General features: G+C 70.2%; 16 protein-coding genes and 2 pseudogenes. 5 read left to right on the top strand and 13 right to left on the bottom strand.

What is annotated here, in order from left to right:
- The first annotated feature begins 5 nt into the window (after positions 1–5).
- Entirely contained in the window at positions 6–1,490 is a 1,485-nt protein-coding gene (locus ACTWJ9_RS00815; RefSeq protein ID WP_279332057.1) for a dihydrolipoyl dehydrogenase family protein, read from the top strand.
- Between the two features lie 67 nt (positions 1,491–1,557).
- Here the strand turns inward: ACTWJ9_RS00815 and ACTWJ9_RS00810 are convergent, their stop codons facing one another.
- Positions 1,558–2,202 carry a peptide deformylase gene (locus ACTWJ9_RS00810; protein WP_279332056.1) on the bottom strand — a complete coding sequence of 215 codons (645 nt, stop codon included), beginning with the start codon at positions 2,200–2,202 and terminating at the stop codon, positions 1,558–1,560.
- A gap of 144 nt (positions 2,203–2,346) precedes the next feature.
- On the opposite strand from ACTWJ9_RS00810, the gene ACTWJ9_RS00805 reads away from it, so the two are divergent.
- Entirely contained in the window at positions 2,347–3,771 is a 1,425-nt protein-coding gene (locus tag ACTWJ9_RS00805) for a PepSY-associated TM helix domain-containing protein (RefSeq protein WP_443295041.1), read from the top strand.
- A gap of 99 nt (positions 3,772–3,870) precedes the next feature.
- Here the strand turns inward: ACTWJ9_RS00805 and ACTWJ9_RS00800 are convergent, their stop codons facing one another.
- On the bottom strand, positions 3,871–4,245 hold the full coding sequence (locus tag ACTWJ9_RS00800) for a tetratricopeptide repeat protein (protein WP_279332053.1): 375 nt from the start codon (positions 4,243–4,245) through the stop codon (positions 3,871–3,873).
- A 119-nt stretch (positions 4,246–4,364) separates the two neighbouring features.
- Between ACTWJ9_RS00800 and ACTWJ9_RS00795 the strand changes: the two genes are divergently transcribed.
- Positions 4,365–5,330: a pirin family protein gene (locus ACTWJ9_RS00795; RefSeq protein ID WP_279332052.1), complete on the top strand. Its 966-nt coding sequence runs from the start codon at positions 4,365–4,367 to the stop codon at positions 5,328–5,330.
- Between the two features lie 476 nt (positions 5,331–5,806).
- On the opposite strand, the pseudogene ACTWJ9_RS00790 reads toward ACTWJ9_RS00795, so the two are convergent.
- The 4 genes and pseudogenes from ACTWJ9_RS00790 to ACTWJ9_RS00775 all read right to left on the bottom strand — a co-directional run.
- Positions 5,807–6,250: pseudogene (locus ACTWJ9_RS00790) on the bottom strand (transposase); the annotation flags it as partial.
- Positions 6,251–6,440: 190 nt separating this feature from the next.
- Positions 6,441–7,529, bottom strand: a pseudogene (locus ACTWJ9_RS00785) (MFS transporter); the annotation flags it as partial.
- Between the two features lie 148 nt (positions 7,530–7,677).
- Positions 7,678–8,136: an ArsI/CadI family heavy metal resistance metalloenzyme gene (locus tag ACTWJ9_RS00780; protein WP_279332050.1), complete on the bottom strand. Its 459-nt coding sequence runs from the start codon at positions 8,134–8,136 to the stop codon at positions 7,678–7,680.
- Positions 8,137–8,205: 69 nt separating this feature from the next.
- On the bottom strand, positions 8,206–9,600 hold the full coding sequence (locus tag ACTWJ9_RS00775) for an FAD-dependent oxidoreductase (RefSeq protein ID WP_443295040.1): 1,395 nt from the start codon (positions 9,598–9,600) through the stop codon (positions 8,206–8,208).
- A 157-nt stretch (positions 9,601–9,757) separates the two neighbouring features.
- Between ACTWJ9_RS00775 and ACTWJ9_RS00770 the strand changes: the two genes are divergently transcribed.
- Together ACTWJ9_RS00770 and ACTWJ9_RS00765 are read left to right on the top strand one after the other, a co-directional pair.
- Complete coding sequence (locus tag ACTWJ9_RS00770) at positions 9,758–10,117, top strand: ArsR/SmtB family transcription factor (RefSeq protein WP_279332046.1); 360 nt, start codon at positions 9,758–9,760, stop codon at positions 10,115–10,117.
- Between the two features lie 113 nt (positions 10,118–10,230).
- A complete protein-coding gene (locus ACTWJ9_RS00765; RefSeq protein WP_279332045.1) occupies positions 10,231–10,572 on the top strand; it encodes an ArsR/SmtB family transcription factor in 342 nt (113 codons plus the stop codon).
- Between the two features lie 122 nt (positions 10,573–10,694).
- On the opposite strand, the gene ACTWJ9_RS00760 is transcribed toward ACTWJ9_RS00765, so the two are convergent.
- The 7 genes from ACTWJ9_RS00760 to aroA form a co-directional block, all read right to left on the bottom strand.
- Positions 10,695–11,384, bottom strand: coding sequence for a phosphate ABC transporter ATP-binding protein (locus ACTWJ9_RS00760; protein WP_443295039.1), 690 nt, complete (start codon positions 11,382–11,384; stop codon positions 10,695–10,697).
- Positions 11,372–13,183 carry a phosphate ABC transporter permease subunit PstC gene (gene pstC / locus ACTWJ9_RS00755; protein ID WP_443295038.1) on the bottom strand — a complete coding sequence of 604 codons (1,812 nt, stop codon included), beginning with the start codon at positions 13,181–13,183 and terminating at the stop codon, positions 11,372–11,374. Before pstC ends, ACTWJ9_RS00760 begins: the two co-directional genes overlap by 13 nt.
- A gap of 3 nt (positions 13,184–13,186) precedes the next feature.
- Positions 13,187–14,065 (bottom strand): phosphate ABC transporter substrate-binding protein, encoded by an 879-nt coding sequence (locus ACTWJ9_RS00750; RefSeq protein ID WP_443295037.1) that lies wholly within the window; start codon positions 14,063–14,065, stop codon positions 13,187–13,189.
- Positions 14,066–14,141: 76 nt separating this feature from the next.
- Entirely contained in the window at positions 14,142–14,378 is a 237-nt protein-coding gene (locus tag ACTWJ9_RS00745) for a hypothetical protein (protein ID WP_279332041.1), read from the bottom strand.
- 176 nt (positions 14,379–14,554) lie between these two features.
- Positions 14,555–14,914, bottom strand: coding sequence for a hypothetical protein (locus ACTWJ9_RS00740; RefSeq protein WP_443295036.1), 360 nt, complete (start codon positions 14,912–14,914; stop codon positions 14,555–14,557).
- Positions 14,911–16,446 carry a 2,3-bisphosphoglycerate-independent phosphoglycerate mutase gene (gene gpmI, locus ACTWJ9_RS00735; RefSeq protein WP_443295035.1) on the bottom strand — a complete coding sequence of 512 codons (1,536 nt, stop codon included), beginning with the start codon at positions 16,444–16,446 and terminating at the stop codon, positions 14,911–14,913. Before gpmI ends, ACTWJ9_RS00740 begins: the two co-directional genes overlap by 4 nt.
- On the bottom strand, positions 16,443–17,765 hold the full coding sequence (aroA, locus tag ACTWJ9_RS00730) for a 3-phosphoshikimate 1-carboxyvinyltransferase (protein WP_443295034.1): 1,323 nt from the start codon (positions 17,763–17,765) through the stop codon (positions 16,443–16,445). Before aroA ends, gpmI begins: the two co-directional genes overlap by 4 nt.
- Positions 17,766–17,788 lie beyond the last annotated feature (23 nt).

Raw genomic sequence — 17,788 nt, 5'->3', positions numbered from 1 at the left:
ACCCCATGAGGCAAACGGAACCGACAGGATCGACGGCACCGACGGGGTCGACAGGACCGGCGGAACCGGAGTCCACGGACTACGACGTCGTCGTGCTCGGCGCCGGGCCCGTGGGGGAGAACGTCGCCGACCGGACCCGCGCGGCCGGACTGACCACCGCGATCGTCGAGAGCGAACTGGTCGGCGGCGAGTGCTCCTACTGGGCGTGCATGCCCAGCAAGGCCCTGCTGCGTCCCGTTCTCGCGCGGGCCGACGCCCGCCGCACCCCCGGCCTGAGCCGGTCGGCGCAGGGACCCCTCGACGTGAGCGCGGTCCTCGCCCACCGGGACGAGTACACCTCGCACTGGAAGGACGACGGCCAGGTCCAGTGGCTTCGGAGCGTCGGCGTCGAGCTCCACCGCGGCGTCGGGCGGATCACCGGCCCGCGCACGGTGACCGTCACCGCCGGCGACGGAACGCGGCACGTCCTCACCGCCCGGCACGCCGTCGCCGTCTGCACCGGCAGCCGCGCGCTGCTGCCCCCGCTGCCCGGACTCGCCGACGTCGCGCCGTGGACGAGCAGGGAGGCCACCAGCGCCAAGGCCGTGCCCGGCAGGCTGGTCGTGGTCGGCGGCGGTGTCGTCGCCACCGAGATGGCCACGGCCTGGCAGGCGCTCGGCTCCCGGGTCACGCTCCTGGTACGCGGCAAGGGCCTGCTGTCCCGGATGGAACCCTTCGCCGGAGAGCTGGTCGCCGAGGCGCTCACCGAGGCCGGCGCGGACCTCCGCACCGGTACCTCCGCCACCTCGGTGACCAGGGAGAACGGCACCGTCGTGGTCGTCACCGACACGGGGGAGCGGATCGAGGCCGACGAGATCCTCTTCGCCACCGGCCGCGCCCCGCGCACCGACGACATCGGCCTGGAGACCGTCGGCCTGGAACCCGGATCCTGGCTCACCGTGGACGACACCCTCCGTGTGACCGGCCAGGACTGGCTCTACGCGGTCGGCGACGTCAACCGGCGTGCCCTGCTCACCCATCAGGGCAAGTACCAGGCCCGTATCGCGGGCGCCGCCATCGCCGCGCGCGCCGCCGGGGAACCCGTCGCCGCGGAGGCATGGGGCGCGCACGCCGCCACCGCCGACCACGACGCCGTACCCCAGGTGGTGTTCACCGACCCGGAGGCGGGCTCGGTCGGCCTCTCCCTGGCCGAGGCGGAACAGGCGGGGCACCGCGTCCGGGCCGTCGACCTGGACCTGTCCTCGGTCGCCGGCGCCGGTCTGTACGGGGAGGACTACAAGGGCCGCGCCCGCATGGTCGTCGACCTCGAGAGCGAGACCCTGCGCGGCGTCACCTTCGTCGGCCCCGGAGTGGGCGAACTGATCCACTCGGCGACCGTCGCGGTCGTCGCCCAGGTCCCGGTCGCCCGCCTGTGGCACGCGGTCCCGTCGTACCCGACGATCAGCGAGGCGTGGCTCCGACTGCTGGAGGCGTACCGGGACAGCGCCTGAGCCACAGGGAGAACGGGACGCAGGCGGGCGACCGGGCCTACGGGAGCCGGTTCCACGGGAGCCGGCTCTACGGGAGTTCGAAGCCCAGTGCCCGCGCGGCCGTCTCCGGTGTCGGCTGCGCCCAGCGCTCCGCCATCGCCTGGTGGGACGAGAGCGAGCGGGGCTCGGCCCGGTCGAGATAGAGCGTGCCGTCGAGGTGGTCCGTCTCGTGCTGCACGATCCGCGCGGGCCAGCCGCCGAACACCTCGTCCACCGCCCGCCCGTGCTCGTCCTGTCCGGTCAGCCGCACCTCGACGTGGCGCGCCACCACCGCCTGGTAGCCGGGCACGCTCAGGCAGCCTTCGAAGAAGGCCGCCCGCCCGCCGCCGACCGGCGCGTAGACCGGGTTGACCAGCACCCGGAAGGGCTGCCGCACCCGGCCGCGCGCCAGCCGCACCTCCTCCGGGACGGGCGCCGGATCCTCGATCACCGCGATCCGCAGCCCCACCCCCACCTGCGGCGCGGCCAGGCCGACCCCCGGCGCCGCGTGCATGGTGACCCGCAGCGCCTCGACGAACCGCGCCAGCAGCATGGGGTCCAACTGGCCGTCGAAGGGCTCGGACGCCTGCCGCAGAACCGGATCACCGGCCGCGACGATGGGCAACGGCCCTGCACCGGCGAGGAGTCGCTCGACGCGCTCGGCGAGGGGCACACGGTCGTTCACAGTTCCCATCGCGCCAGGATGACACGTGCCCACGACACCCCCGTTCCGCCGAGTGGCGCAGGTCACGCCCGCCGCCCGGGAACTCACGGCCCCGCCGCCCCGACCACTGGAGCAGCACCACGGCCGCCAAGACGCCCCGGGAGAAGCCCACCGATGACCACCGCTCCCTCGACCACCACGGACGAGGCCCCCCCACCCCCCGCCCCCGCGCGGTCCGGATCCGGCTGGGCCACCCTGCGTCCCCTGATCCTGCGCCTGCACTTCTACGCGGGCGTGGTGGTGGCGCCGTTCCTGCTCGTCGCCGCCTTCACCGGCCTGCTGTACGCCGCGTCCTTCCAGGTCGAGAAGATCGTCTACGACCACGAGCTGACCGTCCCCGTCGGCGACCGCGCACTGCCGATCTCCGAGCAGGTGGCCGCCGCCCGCGAGGCGCACCCCGAGGGCGCGGTCTCCGCGATCCGGCCCGCACCCGAGGCGGACGCGACCACCAGGGTGATGCTGTCCGGCGTGCCGGGAGTGGACCCGAACCACACCCTCGCCGTGTTCGTCGACCCGTACACCGCGGAGGTGCGCGGCGCACTGGAGCAGTACGGCTCCACCGGCGCACTGCCCCTGCGCACCTGGATCGACGAGTTCCACCGCGATCTGCACCTCGGTGAAACGGGCCGCCTCTACAGCGAGTTCGCGGCCAGCTGGCTGTGGGTGATCGCCGCCGGCGGCCTGGTGCTGTGGTTCTCCCGCCGTCGGGCGCTGCGCAAGATCCGCGGCACCAGCGGCCGGCGGCGCACTCTGGGCCTGCACGGCGGCATCGGAGCCTGGGCCGCGGCCGGCTTCATCTTCCTCTCCGCGACCGGACTGACCTGGTCCACCTACACCGGTGCCACCATCGCCGACCTGCGCGCCTCGCTCGGCCAGGAGACGCCCGCGGTGTCGGCTGCCGCGGGCGGCGAACATGCCGGGCACGGCGCGGCGGGCGGAAACGGGGGCGACGCCGAGCACGGGGTCGGCCTCGACAAGGTCCTCGCGGCGGCCCGGGCCGAGCGCCTGGACGACCCGGTGGAGATCGTCCCGCCCGCCGACGACGTCTCCGCGTACGTCGTGAAGCAGGTGCAGCGCAGCTGGCCCGAGAAGCAGGACGCGGTCGCCGTCGAACCGGCGACCGGCGCGGTCACCGATGTCGTGCGGTGGGCCGACTACCCGGTGCTCGCCAAACTCAGCCGCTGGGGCATCGACCTGCACACCGGAACCCTCTTCGGCCCGCCCAACCAGATCGCGCTGATGCTGCTCGCGGCCACGCTGATCCTGCTGATCCTGTGGGGTTACCGCATGTGGTGGCAGCGAGGCCGGGGCTCGGCCTTCGGCCGGCCGATCCCACGCGGTGCCTGGCAGCAGGTGCCGCCGTACGTCCTCGTCCCACTGCTGGCGGTGATCGCCGTGCTGGGCTACTTCGTCCCGCTGCTCGGCATCCCGCTGGCCGCCTTCCTCGCCGTCGACATCCTCCTCGGGGAGATCGCGCACCGACGGGGACGACGGACGTACGGGGGAGGCGCACGCACCGGAACGGCACGGACGCCGTAACCGGGAGGGGCTGAAAACCGCGCGGGCCGGTGCCCTGTTCCTCCCGGAGGGAGGCCGGCACCGGCCCGCGCGACTGCCGGACGGCCGTCCGGCAGTTCTTTACGCGCGGTCGAACTCGCGGTCGAGCCCGCCGTCGAACTCGCCCGCCAGCGCGGCGGCGATCCGCAGGTGGGACTCCGCCTCCTCGTTCCGCCCCTGCCGTTCGAGGGTGCGGCCGAGCATCAGCCGGGCGTAGTGCTCCACCGGGTCGCGCTCCACGATGATCCGCAACTCGGCCTCGGCACGGCGCAGCTGGGCCGAGTGGTAGTAGGAGCGCGCCAGCAGCAGCCGCGGCCCGGTCTGCTCCGGCACCTCCTCGACCAGCCCGCTCAGGACGCGCGCCGCGGCGGTGTAGTCCCTGGCGTCGAAGAACAGCCCGGCGCGCTCCCAGCGCTCGGCCGGGGTTCCGTGGTCGTAGTAGTACCTGGTGTCCACTCGTGACCTCCTTCGACACCGACAACGGAGCCAGTTGGTTGAATATTCCACCATTGGTTCGGATGCGGAGCGGGAGCGGACGAGTGACGCACCGCACCTCTCGAAGCTAGGTTGTGCCCATGAGCAATCTTGAGCGGGAAGCCGTTCCGTCCCTGTGCGGTGGCCGCGGCTTCGTGGTGGCGGAGCCGGTGCGTGAGCTCCTCAGTCCCCGACAGGTCAAGCTCGGCGAGTCCACCGAGGTCCGGCGGCTACTGCCCAACCTGGGGCGGCGCATGGTCGGCGCGTGGTGCTTCGTCGACCACTACGGCCCGGACGACATCGCCGACGAGCCCGGCATGCAGGTGCCGCCGCACCCGCACATGGGTCTGCAGACGGTGAGTTGGCTGCACGAGGGCGAGGTCCTGCACCGTGACTCCACGGGCAGCCTCCAGACGATCCGCCCGCGCGAACTGGGCCTGATGACGTCCGGCAGGGCGATCAGCCACTCCGAGGAGAGCCCCCGCTCGCACGCCCGGTTCCTGCACGGCGCCCAGTTGTGGGTCGCCCTCCCGGACGGCCACCGCCACACCGACCCGCGCTTCGAGCACCACACCGACCTCCCGGTCGTCACGGCACCGGGTGTCGAGGCCACGCTCATCCTCGGTGACCTGGACGGCGCCACCTCTCCGGGCACGGCGTACACCCCGATCGTCGGCGCCGACCTGGCCCTGGCGAACGGCGCGGACGTCCGGCTGCCCCTGGAGCGCGACTTCGAGTACGCGGTCCTCGCCATGTCCGGCGAGGTCCACGTGGACGGCGTACCGGTGCTCCCGGGCTCGATGCTCTACCTCGGCTGCGGCCGCGACGAACTCCCGCTGCGCGCCGAGTCCGACGCGGCGCTGATGCTCCTGGGCGGAGAGCCGTTCGAGGAGGAGCTGGTCATGTTCTGGAACTGGATCGGCCGCACCCAGGAGGAGATCGAACAGGCCCGCCGGGACTGGATGACCGGCACCCGCTTCGGCGAGGTGAAGGGCTACGACGGCGCCCCACTGCCGGCCCCCGAGCTGCCGCCGGTGCCGCTGAAGCCACGAGGACGGGTTCGTTGACCTGCGGGAACGCCTGAGTCCTGGTGGCTGGTGGGCGGGAGTCGGCCGGGCGCTGCCTCCCGCCTTCCGGCCGCTCGCGGGAGGACGGCTGAGCGGAGTGCGGACCGGAACGGGACGGCAGGCGGTTCCCCGGTGTGGCGGTGGCCGTCCGTGAGCAGCTGCGGCAGGACTCTTGCCGACCTGATGCTGACTTTGCTGACGCCTCGTCAGCTGCGTTTGAGGCACTCTTTTCGCAGCTCCCTCGCGCGCGGTGGCCTTTGCGGACTCGGTGCCGGCCGGACGAATGCCGCCCCGGCGGGCGGCTGGGCCGGGTGCCGGGGCGTGAACTCGGCACGTGCCCTGTCGTCTTGTGGAGAGTCGACAAGGTTCGGGGGCCGTGGATGCCCGCTGGTGAACGCTGCTTTCCTTGATCTGGTGAGAGAAGTGCTGTCCGAGCGCCACCAGTGGGTTCTTCGAGGTCGTTTTCTCCCGTTGTTTCATCCCGGGATCTGTGGTTGATGTGGATTTACGGGGTCGCGCCAGGAGATGGTGTTCTCGCCGGTGAGGCGGCGGGCCATCAGGTCGGTCATGGCGAGGTGGATCATGGCTTCGGAGCGGGCGGGCAGGGTTTCGTAGTCGCGGGCCAGACGGCGGTGGAACATCAGCCATCCGTACGTGCGCTCCACGGCCCAGCGTTTGGGCAGCGGGGTAAATCCCCTGGTGCCGGGCGTGCGTTGGACGATTTCCATGTCGATACCCAGGCGTGCGGCGTGCTCGACGAGGTGTTGGCGGTAGCCGCCGTCGACCCAGGTCTTGCGGACAGTGGGATGCTCCGCGGCGACGTGGTCGACGAGGGCCTGGCCGGCGTCGGAGTCCTGCACGCTCGCCGCGGTGACCAGCACCGCCAGCAGCAGGCCGAGGGTGTCGGTGACGATGCTCCGTCACCATCAGGAGACGGCAGAACCGCTCAAACACTCACGAACCGCCCTCTCGCAGCCTCGCGCATCTTCCTCGCGTGCTCGGCCTCCTGCTCCTCGGCACTCATCAAGGTCACTCCTTAGTGATCTTGGGGCAGGGCGCTCATCACCGGGCGCTGGGCCTGGCAAACGACGACCGCGGCAACGCCCACATTCATCTTCTGCGCGTGAGTGGAGGTGTCGTGCGATGTGCGATCAGTGCGGCAGCGGCCGAGACGAGAGCGAGACCTGCGAAGAGGTGTGGGTAGCCTCCTAGTGGCACGGAGAGTGCGGTACCCGCGAACGGGGCCAGTGCGGATGCCGTGGTGGTGGGCGCGGCGAGTAGCCCGGAGAGGCGTCCGTACTGGTTCGCTCCCCAGCGGTCGGTGACGGCGGTGGCCTGGAGCAGAGTGAGGTTGCCGCGAACGGTGCCGGCCATGACCGCGAGCGCCGCGAGTAGCGGGTAGGGGCCCGGAATCAGGGCGAAGGCGGCGGTGGACACTCCGCCCAGGCCGATGAGAACAGCGGCGCGTACGGCGGGCGTGGTCCGGCGGGCGATGGCGGTGTAGAGGAGGCGGCCGAGGGTTTGGCCCAGACCGCCCAGACCGAGAGCCCATGCGGCCTGGTTGGTGGTGTAGCCGCGATCCAGTAGCAGGGGCACAAGGGTGACGACCACGGCGTACATCGCGAAGGCGGACAAGGTCAGGGCGGTGGTGAGCAGCAGGAAGGTGCGGCTGCGGATCACGGTCCTGCTGGTGGGGGCCTGGACGGAGGTCGAGTGCGCGGGGGCGGGCCAGGAGGCGCGCAGGGCCAGGGCATGGGCGGGCAGGGTGACGGCGGCCAGGACTGCGGCGAGGATCAGGTAGGTGTGTCGCCAGCCGAAGTGGGCGCTGAGCTGAGCGGTCAGGGGAGCGAAGACAGTGGAGGCCAGACCGCCGGCGAGGGTGACCACGGTCAGGGCGCGCACATGGTCAGGGGCCCACCAGCGGGTGAGGGCGGCGAATGCGGGCTGGTAGAAGGTCGAGGCCATGGCGAAGCCGGCCAGCAGCCATCCGGCCGTGAAGAGGAACAGGTTGGGCGCGGTGGCGATGACGAGCAGGCTGGCGGTGCCGATGGCGGATCCGGTGGTCATTACCATCCGTGGTCCGCGGGCGTCGAGGATGCGGCCGACGCGGATGCCAACGAGTGCGGAGACCACGAGTGCGGCCGAGAACGCTGCTGTGGTGGCAGCTGCGGACCAGCCGGTGGTGGCAGTGATCTCGGGGTTGAGGACGGGGAACGCGTAGTAGACGATGCCCCAGCTCGTGATCTGGGTCAGGCACAGGGCGGGCAGAGCAGCGCGCGGACGCAGCTGCTTGTCAGGGCTGGCTGCGACCGCGCGCGGCCGGGCGTTGAGATGGGTCATCGGAGGGTCAGCAGCAGTTCGGCGCCGTAGGCTGCTGCTCGGTCGCGGCGTCGTCGCCCGGGGTGCAGCAGGCGTCGGCCGGCTGCTTGGCGAGGGTATCGGCGTCAGCCTTGACGACGTACACCTCCCACGGCTCTTGGCCGGGGCCGCGCACCCACACCTTGTCCTGGAGTGCGTAGCAGCAGGTGGTGTTGTTCTCCTCGACGGTGGCCAGCCCGGCCTGGGCGAGCCGAGTGGTGGCCTCCTTCACTTCCTGGGTGGATGCCACCTCGACGCCGAGGTGGTCCAGGTGTGTGTCCTCGCCCGCTGTTCCTTCGATGAGAACGAGCTTGAGCGGGGGTTCGGCGAGGGCGAAGTTGGCGTAGCCGTCGCGGAGCTTGGTCGGCTCGGCGCCGAACAGCTTGCTGTAGAAGGTGATGGCTGTGTGCAGGTCGGGGACGCGTAGGGCGAGCTGTATCCGGGACACGGGGCATTCCTCCTGCTGATTTCGAAAGGGACGGACCCTCGAGGCTGAGGCGGTCCCGAGGCGGGGCGGTCAGGCGTCGCAGCAGCCACCGGCCGTGGTGGCGGAGCCGGCGGAGGCGGGAGTGAGCTGGATCAGTTGCGGGGCGGGGGCGGCACAGCAGCCTCCTGCGTCCGCTCCGGCGGTGTCGGGGGTGTCGAACAGTCCGGCACCACCGCACACGCCGGTCTCCGGCAGGACCAGTTCCACGCGGTCCGCGGCGTCCGTGTCGCCGGCGAGGGCGGCCACCACGGAGCGGACCTGCTCGTAGCCGGTCATCGCCAGGAACGTGGGAGCGCGACCGTAGCTCTTCATACCAACCAGGTAGACACCGGAGTCGGGGTGGGCCAGTTCGCGGTGGCCGTGCGGGTAGACAGTGCCGCAGGAGTGCTGGTTGGGGTCGATCAACGGGGCCAGCTCCACCGGCGCCTGCAGGCGCTCGTCCAGACGCAGGCGCACCTCGGAGAGGAATGACAGATCGGGGCGGAATCCGGTCAGCACAATCACTTCGTCCACCGCCTGCAGGCGCCGGCCGTCCTCGGCCACCAGGATCACTCGCCCGTCGGTATCCCGCTCGACGGCCTCGGTGCGAAAGCCTGTGACCGCATCGGCGTGGCCGTCGTCGACGGCGGTCTTCGCCGCCAGACCGAGGGCGCCGCGTGCGGGCAGCTGATCGGCTTCGCCGCCGCCGAAGGTGGAACCGGAGATACCGCGACGCAGGATCCACACCGCCTTCGTGCCGGCGCCGTCCTGGGAGCGAGCCAGGTCGGCCAGCGAGGCGAGAGCGGTGAACGCGGAGGCGCCGGAGCCGATGACCGCGATGCGCTTGCCGGTGTAGCGGGCACGTACCGCCGGGTCGGTCAGGTCGGGCACGCGGTAGGCGATGCGGTCATGCGCCGCCTGCTCGCCGAGGGCGGGCAGGCCGCTTCCACCGGCCGGGGAGGGGGTGGTCCAGGTGCCGGAGGCGTCGATCACCGCTGCCGCGAGGATCCGCTCCTCGCGGCCGTCGGAGTGCTGCACGTGCACGACGAACGGTTGAGTCTCACGGTCGGCGTCCACGATGAGGTCGCGGCCCGCCCTGGAGACGCCGGTGACCCGGGCGCCGTAGCGGACCCGCTTGCCGAGCGTGTCGGCGAGGGGCTGCAGATAGCGCTCCACCCAGTCCTGGCCGCTCGGGTAGGCGGCGGCATCGGGCCTGCTCCAGCCCGTGGGGGCGAGCAGCTTTTCGGCGGCCGGGTCGACGATCTCGCCCCATGTGGAGAACAGGCGTACGTGTGCCCATTCGCGCACGGTGGCGCCGGCGGCCGCCCCGGCCTCCAGGACGAGGGGCCTCAGACCGCGTCCGGTCAGGTGGGCGGCGGCGGCCAGACCGGTGGGGCCGGCGCCGATGACGGCGACAGGGAGGTCGGCGGGGGAGGGGGCGAACATAGACGACTCCTCGGTTTCGATGTTCGTCGATACAATTCAGCATGCATCCGGGATCGATGCTCGTCAACATAGAAGTTCATCGAATTGGCGTTACGGTCTCTGTGGTGCGATCTGCGGCACCCTTGGCAGGTGATTAGATAGCTGTCAACATAGAGGCATGTCTAACTTGGCCTCGGGCTCTGTTGCTGACGTCTCCGCTTCCTTGAAGTGCTGCCAGCCACTGGGGCAGGAGGAGTTGTCCGCTGCTGACGCCGAGAAGATCGCTGCCATGTTCAAGGCGCTGTCCGACCCGGTACGGCTGCGGTTGTTCTCGAAAGTCGCGGCGCAGCCCGGCGGGGAGGCATGCGTCTGCGAGATCCAGGACGTCGGAGTCTCCCAGCCCACAGTCAGCCACCACCTGCGCAAACTGCGTGAGGCAGGGCTGCTGGTCTCGGAGCGCCGGGCGAGTTGGGTGTACTACAGCGTGGCACCCGGCGTGCTGTCGGGCATGGCCGGTCTGCTGTCACGAGCCGTTTGAGCCAGTACGCTCCGGCGGGCCGCGGGGGGCGCGCACCGGGCCAAGCGGTCGTCGGTGTAGGGCATGTCTGCCGGTCACGCAACCCAGAAGCGACGCTGGGGTGAGGAGACGACATGTGTCAGAGGGGCGCCGGTGCCACGTGCGACGGGACGTGCCTGGAGCTGAGCGCGGCGGACATGGTCTGGTGGTCCAATGTCTTCAAGACGTTGGGTGACCCGGTCCGCCTGCAGTTGCTGATACACCTGGCCGAGCTTCGAGGTGCCGAGGCCGCTGTGCACGAGCTGGCCGATGTCGGGGTGTCGCAGGCGACCGTGAGCCACCACCTCAAGCGGCTGCGCTGCATCGGTCTGATCGAGAGCCGACGTGAGGGCCGCCTCGTCTACTACCGGCTGGGTGAAGGAGTCCGCTCAGCGCTGATGCAGATCCTGCATCAGCGTAGCCAGGTGGGTGTGTAGCAATCCGGACCGCGCCATGGGCGGAACTCCAGCCCCGCACCCTGGCGGTGAAAGCACTGGGTGCAGGGCTGGAGGAGCCAGGGAACCGGGCGTTTCGGGGTGTCCTCTCGGCTTTGGGGTGGTCAGGAGACTGCGACGGCGGGGGGTGCTGCCACGGGTTGGTCCAGGCGAACGGTCGTGTCGCAAAGACGTTCCATCTGTGCCGGGTCGTGGGAGACGAGAAGGACTGCGCGGCGACCGTGCAGCGCTGCTATCGATTCCTCGACTTTGTCCCGGCTCTGTTCGTCGAGTGCGCTGGTGGGCTCATCGAGGAGCAGTACCGCCGGCTCCAGGGCCAGTGCACGCGCGAGACACAGCCGCTGCCGTTGTCCTGCGGACAGGGTGTGGGCCGGTGAGTCGAGTCTGTCGGAGACCTCCTTCCACAACCCGGCCTCGTGCAGTGCTTGTTCCGCTTGTTCGCGCAGCACCTCTCGGGGGGCCCGCAGGACATGCCTCAGGCCGAAGAGCGCGTTGTCGAGGATGCTGCCGCCGAAGACCACGGGCGTCTGGGGTACGAGCACCACCTTGGCCCGGAGGTCGGCGTCTCCCTTGCCCGGGGCAATCGTCCGTTCCAGCACCTGCAGGTCGCCGTCTCTGGTGAGCCCGCTCGGGAGCAGGTCCACAAGAGCACGCAGGATGGTGGACTTGCCGGCGCCCGATGGCCCGCACAGACCAGTGGTGGACCCTTGCCCAAGGCTGAAGGAGACGGGACCGACCAGGGCCTTGTTTTGACTGCGCACGCGGAGCTGGCGCACGGTGATTACGTTGTCCATCGCTCTCCTTCGAAGCGGTTGCGCAGCGCGACCGCCGCGCTGAGGAGGACTGCGGTGATGAGGACCAGCACCATGGCGCTCCCCCATGCCTGAGCGACTGCCTGGGGATCCCCCGAGTCCTGGGAGAGAGTGAAGATGTGGGTCGGCAGTGCCTGTACCGGGGACTCGACGATGCCGCTCGGCAACGCGGGAGCCCCGAAGAAGACCGTGGCGGTGAACAGCAGCGGGGCGGTCTCGCCTGCCGCGCGGGCCAGACCGAGGAGCAGGCCGGTGACCGTGGCGGGCCAGGTGTAGGGGACGATGACCGACCGGATGAGCTGAGCACGGGTCAGGCCCAGGGACAGTGCGCTTTCCTTCAGTTCGGGCGGCAGGCTCCTGACCCGAGTGGCGGTGGACAGTGCGATCACGGGTACGACCACGGGGACGAGCACGATGGCTCCCGCCAGCCAGGACCTGCCCCATCCCATGGTGGTGGACAGGATGACGAATCCGGCCAGTCCCAGCAGGATGGTCGGCACACCTCCGAGAACGACCGTCAGGGTCTGGAGCAGTCGCGCGGTACGGGCGGACGCGTGGACACCGATCAGGACGCCGGCGCCGAAGCCGAGTGGCAGGGCGAGAAGACCCGTCGTGACGACCAGCAGGAGTGTGCCGACTATCTGGTCGCGAACTCCTCCGCCGGCCGCTCCTGTTGCTGAGGTGAACCAGAAGGACGGATTGAACGCATTGCTTCCTCGAGTCACCAGAAGAGCGAGCATGCCCACGAGGAGGAGGCTGGGCAGCAGCAGAGCTCCCAGCCGCAGTGACATCGCGAGTCGATCCCGCTGAACACGCATCCGGGTCGAGGTCCGGTACCGGGGTGTGCGCTTGGTCGTTGTGCTTTGCCTCTGGCCCCGCGTGCCCCAGAACGTCGCCGCAGCCACCAGTGCCAGCAGGATGAAACCGAGTCCGCACAGGGCGGCGAAGTGAGGGCCGGAGGTGCCGGCCAGGACGGGCTCCGGCCCGGCCAGCTTCGTCGTCAGCGTCTGACCGGGGTGGACCAGCGAGTCGAGGAAGCCGCCGAAGCTGGTGGGAAGCCGTCCGTCGGCTCTGCCCACGACCAGGAAGACCGCGATGGCTTCGCCGAGCGCTCGGGCCAGGCCGAGCAGAACGGCTGCCCGCATGCCTGACCGCGCGAGCGGCAACACGGCTGAGCGGACGACTTCGCGGCGGGTCAGGCCGAGTGAGAAGGCGGCTTCCCGACAGCGGTCGGGCACTGCGGCGAGCGCGTCCACGCTGACGGCCACGATCGTCGGAGTGATCATGACGGCGAGGACGATGCCGGCGGCGATGAGACTGTCACCGCCCGGTACGTCCGCCAGCTGGGCGATGACCGGGCGGATGACGATGATGCCGATGAGGCCGTAGACGATGGAGGGCACGGCGGCGAGCAATTCCACGCACATGCGCAACGGCCGAGCCACGCGGGGCGGCAGGTACTCCGACAGCGCGACAGCCGCCGCCCAGCTGACGGGTACGGCGAGGGCGAGGGCGAGTACGCAGACGACGGCCGTGCCGTAGATCATCGCCAGGCCGCCGTAAACGGAATTGGCCGGGCTCCAGGCGGCTTCGGTCAGGAGCGCCGGCCAGTCGACTTCGCCACTGCCGACCCCTGTGCCGAGATACCCGACGAGGACCATGAGCAGGGCTGCTACGGAGAACGCCCCGGCGTACACCCAGCTCCAGACCCACCTCGACGGGTGTGGGCGGGTGCCCGGGTCCGGTGTGACCGGTTGCCGAGTCAGTGTTCTGGTGCTCATCGGCTACTTCCCGATTTGCTCGAGGGTCAGGTAGCCGTGCTTGGTCATCAGTGCCTGGCCCTTGGCGGACAGGACGTAGTCGATGAACTTCTTGGCCTTTCCTTCCGGCTCACCGTCGGTCAGGAAGTAAAGGGGCCTGGACATGGGGTACGTGCCGGAGGCGATGTTTTCGGGAGTCGGCGCGATGCCGCCCAGCGTCACCGCCTGCAGATCATCGTGTCCTTCGATGAAACTGGTGGACAGCGGCGCCACAGCGCCGGGTGTCGACTTCAGCTTGTTGCGGGTTTCGAGGTTGCCGCCCACGATGGCGAAGTTGCCCGACTCGGGCGGCGGCGGGGGCTTCTCCTCCCCGTAAAGGTACTTGTCGAGCACCTCCCGCGTGCCGCGCCCGGGTTCCTTGTCGTACACGAAGACCTCGAGGTCCGGACCACCGACCTCGGACCAGTTGGTGATCTTCCCCTCGAACAGGCCGCGTACCTGAGCCGCTGTGAGGTCCTTCACGCCGCCGTCGGCGACCTGCTGGGTGACGATGACACCGACGGCGTCGGCACCGATCTGGACGGGACGGAAGTCGGTGTCGGGGTGGGCGGCCTTGTTTTCGTCGGCCAAGGGCTTGGAGCTCATCGCGATGCTGATCTGACCCGATGCGAGTTGTGAGATGCCGCCGGCGGACCCACCCTGGGTGGCCACGGTGATGTCGAGTCCGTCGGCCTTGAGGGCCTGGGCCGCGTCCGCGGCCACGGGGGCTACCGTGGTCGACCCGCTGACCTGTAGAGCACCTGCTGCTCCACCTTTCTTGTCCGCGCATGCCGTCGCAAGGGACATGACCATCAAAGCCGTTGAGGCAAGGCATGCGAGACGGCGCTTCTTGCTGAACACCACTGGGACCCTTCTTTCGTCGTGCGTGATCGCGGCGTGCGTGATGAGGTGACGTGGGACGTACCTGAGTCCCGGAAGGTCACGGAGGTGACGGCCGGAGGAATGCTCGCCAGGCGATCGCGAAGTCCCGCGGTATGCGGGAAAGGCCGGTGCGCACCGTGCCGGAGTCGGCATCGGCGGACACCTGAGCGGCCGGTGTCGGCACCCTGTGAGAGGTATCGGCACCGACGAGGGCGGCAGTGGTGAGATGAGGAACGTCGTCGGCTCGCCCGGCGGTGGCCAAGGCGAGCAGCACGACGAGTACGAGTATTTCCATGTCAGATCCTTCGGGGTTGGCGGTGCCCTGAAGTGAATGCGAGGCAGCGGTGCCCTGAGGGGGCTGCCCGCGCAGGCTGCGGTGGATCTGGCGCAGATGTGCCGACGGTTCGTCGATGTCGGCACGTCAAAACGAGGAACCGGGCTCAGCGGCCCGGACTTCGGGGTTTCCTTTCTTTATGGGGTCGCGGTGAGCCAGACGTGGCCGGACGCCGCGAGATGGACGTACATCCCATCGGCGGCACGACGGGTGTGCATGGCTCCGCTGATGAAGTGCCAGGTGCTCTCGGCGTGTTCGGGCAGCAGACCGTGGAGGTTGATGCGGGCCTCGTCCGTGGACGGGTTGTGCAGGCCCAGGACCGTGCGGGAGCGGTCGGCGGGCTCGCGCAGCACGGCTTCGATGCCGTCGACATCCAGCAGACGGACGACGGCGTCCTCGGCGAAGGCGGCCGCGAGGTGAGGCTTGTCCAGGCACCTGGTCAGGTCAGGTGCCTGGTGCCATGCGGCCTGGGTGGGAGGAGGGGCGAGCGGGCTCACAGCAGGGGCCTTCCTGTCATGGCGGATCCGGGTTTGTGTCCCAGGAGATGCAGGACGGTGGGAGCCACATCGGCGAGCGTGGCCTTTTCCGGCAGCATCGACGCCGACCGGCTTTCCCGCGCGGGGACGATCACCAGGGGCACCGGGTTGGTGGTGTGCCCGCCGTAAGGGCGGACGGTGCCGTCCGGGGCCTGCTTGGTCATCTTCTCGGCGTTGCCGTGGTCGCCGACGGCCAGCACCCACCGACCGCTGTCGCGAGCCGCGCCGAGGATCTGTCCCACCGCGGCGTCGGTCGCCTCGCAGGCGGTGACGGTGGCGGCCAGATGGCCGGTGTGCCCGACCACATCGATGTTGGCCAGGTTGGCGACGACCAGGTCGACGTCCGCGCGGCCGACGGCCTGGACGACGGCCGCGGTGACGCGATCGAGGTTCATCTGCGGACGTGCGATGTAGTCGGGCTTGCCCTCGCCCGTGATCCGCACGTGCTCCTCGACATCGCGCACCGTGGCATCACGGCCGTTGATGTAGTAGGTGACGTGCTCGAACTTCTCGGCCTCGGCGATGCGGACACTGCGCAGCCCGGCTGCGGCGAGTTCGTCGGCCAGACCACCGGAGGCGTCCGCCCGCTGCACCAGAGCGGGTATGGCGGCGCGGGTGTCGTACTGGGCCAGGCTGAGCATGTCCACCGAGCGTCCGGTGGCCGTCAGGTGCTCGATCAGGCGGTCGGCGAACTGCTGGATGCGGTCGCTGCGGAAGTTGAACCACACCACCGTGTCACCGTCGGTGATGGCCGCCTCTCCAGCGGTGGTGAGCACGCTCGCGGGCACCCACTCGTCGCCGCGCTCGGAGGCGGCCACCGCCTGATCGACGCTGTCGACGGGCGTGCCGCGGCCGTCAGCGACCAGGGCGACCGCCTGCTCGGTGAGGTCGAGGCTGCCGGCCTTGTCCATGGCGTAACCGCGGCCGATGACGGTGGCGATCCGCCCAGTCCCGGCGCGGTCGGTGAACTCGGCCACCTGTGCCAAGTAGGCCGGGGAGGTGTGGTCGGCCACGTCCCGCCCGTCGGTGATGGCGTGGATGAACACGCGGCTCACCTGGTGGGCGGCCGCAGCGGCCAGCAGGTCGCTCAGGTGCTCGACGTGAGCGTGGATCTGTCCGTCCGAGCACAGCCCGATCAGGTGTAGAGCGCGCCCCGCGGCAGCCGTCTTGTCCAGGACGGTGCCCAGGCGGGGGTGGGCGCGCAGCGTGCCGTTGTCGATGGCCTGCTGGGCCAGGAGGCTGTCGTAGGGCAGAGGCCGTCCGGCACCGATGACCATGTGGCCGATCTCGGAGTTGCCGACCGTGCCCGGGAGCAGGCCGACCGCCTCGCCGGAGGCGTCGGCCAGCGTGCTCGGGAACCGGGTGACGAGCTCGTCCAGGACCGGGGTGTGCGCCAGGGCCAGGGCGTTGTCGTCGGCTGCGGGGGCCTGTCCCCAGCCGTCGAGCACCAGCAGGATGCCCGGGCCGGCGAATGCCGCCTCGGGTGTGCTCATACGGTGCTCTCCAGGGTGGGGTGGAGGGTGTCGAGGGTCTGCCAGAAGGTGGGGAAGGACTTGGCGACGCAACCGGGGTCCTTGATGACCACGCCCTCGGTGCGCAGGCCGCCGATGGCGAAGGTCATGGCGATGCGGTGGTCGTCGTAGGTGTCGATGACCGCGCCGTGCGGGGTGCCGCCGGTGATGTACATGGCGTCGGCGTGTTCCTCCACGCCGACGCCCATCTTGCGCAGCTCGGTGGTGACGGCGGCGATGCGGTCGCACTCCTTCACTCGCAGGGAGGCGATGTTGGTGATGCGGGTGGTGCCCTCGGCGTAAGCGGCGGCGATCGCCAGGGAGGGCACGACGTCGGGCATGGCCTCCATGTCGATGTCGATGCCGTGCAGCGGCCCGCCGGTCAGGGTGATGGAGTCGTCGGTGACCTCGGTGCGACAGCCCATCCTCTCCAGCGCCTCCACCAGGTGGACGTCGCCCTGGTGGGAGCCGGCACCGATACCGGGGATGACGACCCGCGACTGGAGGATGGCGGCGGCGGCCAGGAAGTAGGACATGCCCGATGCGTCCGGCTCCACGGTGACCTGGCCTCCGCGGGCCTGCTGTCCGGCCGGGACGGTGAAACGCCGGTAGCCGTCGCGCTCGACGCTCACGCCCATCTCCTTCAGCGCGGCGAGCGTCATCTCCACGTAGGGCTTGGAGACCAGCTCGTCGCTGATGGTGATCTCGGTGTCGGTCTGGGCGCGCAGCGCGTTGATGATGAGGCTGGAGGTGAACTGGCTGGAGACGGCGCCGCTGATGGAGGTGGTGCCGCCCTTGAAGGAGCCGCCGACCACGCGGATGGGCGGGCTGCCGTTGCCGCGCACGGCGGTGGCGTCCACACCGAGCGCGGGCAGCGTCTTGAGCAGGTCGCCCATGGGGCGTTCCTGCATGCGGGCATTGCCGGTGATGATGGTGGTGCCCTCGGCGTGCCCGGCCATGGAGATCAGGAACCGCAGCGGGGTGCCCGCGCCGCCGACGAAGATCTCCTCACTCGGCGCACGCATCGGCTTGCCGGTGGGGGTGACACGGATGCGGGCGGTCGACTGGTCGATGGCGCAGGTGACATGGCCGAACGTCTCGATGGCGCGGGCGAGGTAGACGGTGTCGTCGGACAGCAGCGCGTTGTCGATGACCGTCTCCTGCCCGGACAGGGAGGCGATGGCCAGGTAGCGGTTGGTGTAGCTCTTGGAGCCCAAAACGCGGACGGTCTCGTCGAAGCCGGACAGCGTCCGGACGGTGACGGACTCGGCTTCGAGGCGCGGATCGGATGTAGCGGTCATGCACTGCCTCCAGCAAAGGGGAC

Origin of the sequence: Streptomyces sp. GDS52 (assembly GCF_052246875.1) — a bacterium.
GTDB classification, from domain to species: Bacteria; Actinomycetota; Actinomycetes; order Streptomycetales; family Streptomycetaceae; genus Streptomyces; species Streptomyces cathayae.
This window is presented reverse-complemented; position numbering and strand designations above follow the sequence as displayed.

What these genes read in the sequence shown, in the direction of transcription:
- ACTWJ9_RS00815 (WP_279332057.1), top strand. Translation starts at nt 6, where the DNA reads ATGAGGCAAACGGAACCGACAGGATCGACGGCACCGACGGGGTCGACA.
- ACTWJ9_RS00810 (WP_279332056.1), bottom strand. Translation starts at nt 2,202, where the DNA reads ATGGGAACTGTGAACGACCGTGTGCCCCTCGCCGAGCGCGTCGAGCGA.
- ACTWJ9_RS00805 (WP_443295041.1), top strand. Translation starts at nt 2,347, where the DNA reads ATGACCACCGCTCCCTCGACCACCACGGACGAGGCCCCCCCACCCCCC.
- ACTWJ9_RS00795 (WP_279332052.1), top strand. Translation starts at nt 4,365, where the DNA reads ATGAGCAATCTTGAGCGGGAAGCCGTTCCGTCCCTGTGCGGTGGCCGC.
- ACTWJ9_RS00775 (WP_443295040.1), bottom strand. Translation starts at nt 9,600, where the DNA reads ATGTTCGCCCCCTCCCCCGCCGACCTCCCTGTCGCCGTCATCGGCGCC.
- ACTWJ9_RS00770 (WP_279332046.1), top strand. Translation starts at nt 9,758, where the DNA reads ATGTCTAACTTGGCCTCGGGCTCTGTTGCTGACGTCTCCGCTTCCTTG.
- ACTWJ9_RS00765 (WP_279332045.1), top strand. Translation starts at nt 10,231, where the DNA reads ATGTGTCAGAGGGGCGCCGGTGCCACGTGCGACGGGACGTGCCTGGAG.
- ACTWJ9_RS00760 (WP_443295039.1), bottom strand. Translation starts at nt 11,384, where the DNA reads ATGGACAACGTAATCACCGTGCGCCAGCTCCGCGTGCGCAGTCAAAAC.
- pstC (WP_443295038.1), bottom strand. Translation starts at nt 13,183, where the DNA reads ATGAGCACCAGAACACTGACTCGGCAACCGGTCACACCGGACCCGGGC.
- ACTWJ9_RS00745 (WP_279332041.1), bottom strand. Translation starts at nt 14,378, where the DNA reads ATGGAAATACTCGTACTCGTCGTGCTGCTCGCCTTGGCCACCGCCGGG.
- gpmI (WP_443295035.1), bottom strand. Translation starts at nt 16,446, where the DNA reads ATGAGCACACCCGAGGCGGCATTCGCCGGCCCGGGCATCCTGCTGGTG.
- aroA (WP_443295034.1), bottom strand. Translation starts at nt 17,765, where the DNA reads ATGACCGCTACATCCGATCCGCGCCTCGAAGCCGAGTCCGTCACCGTC.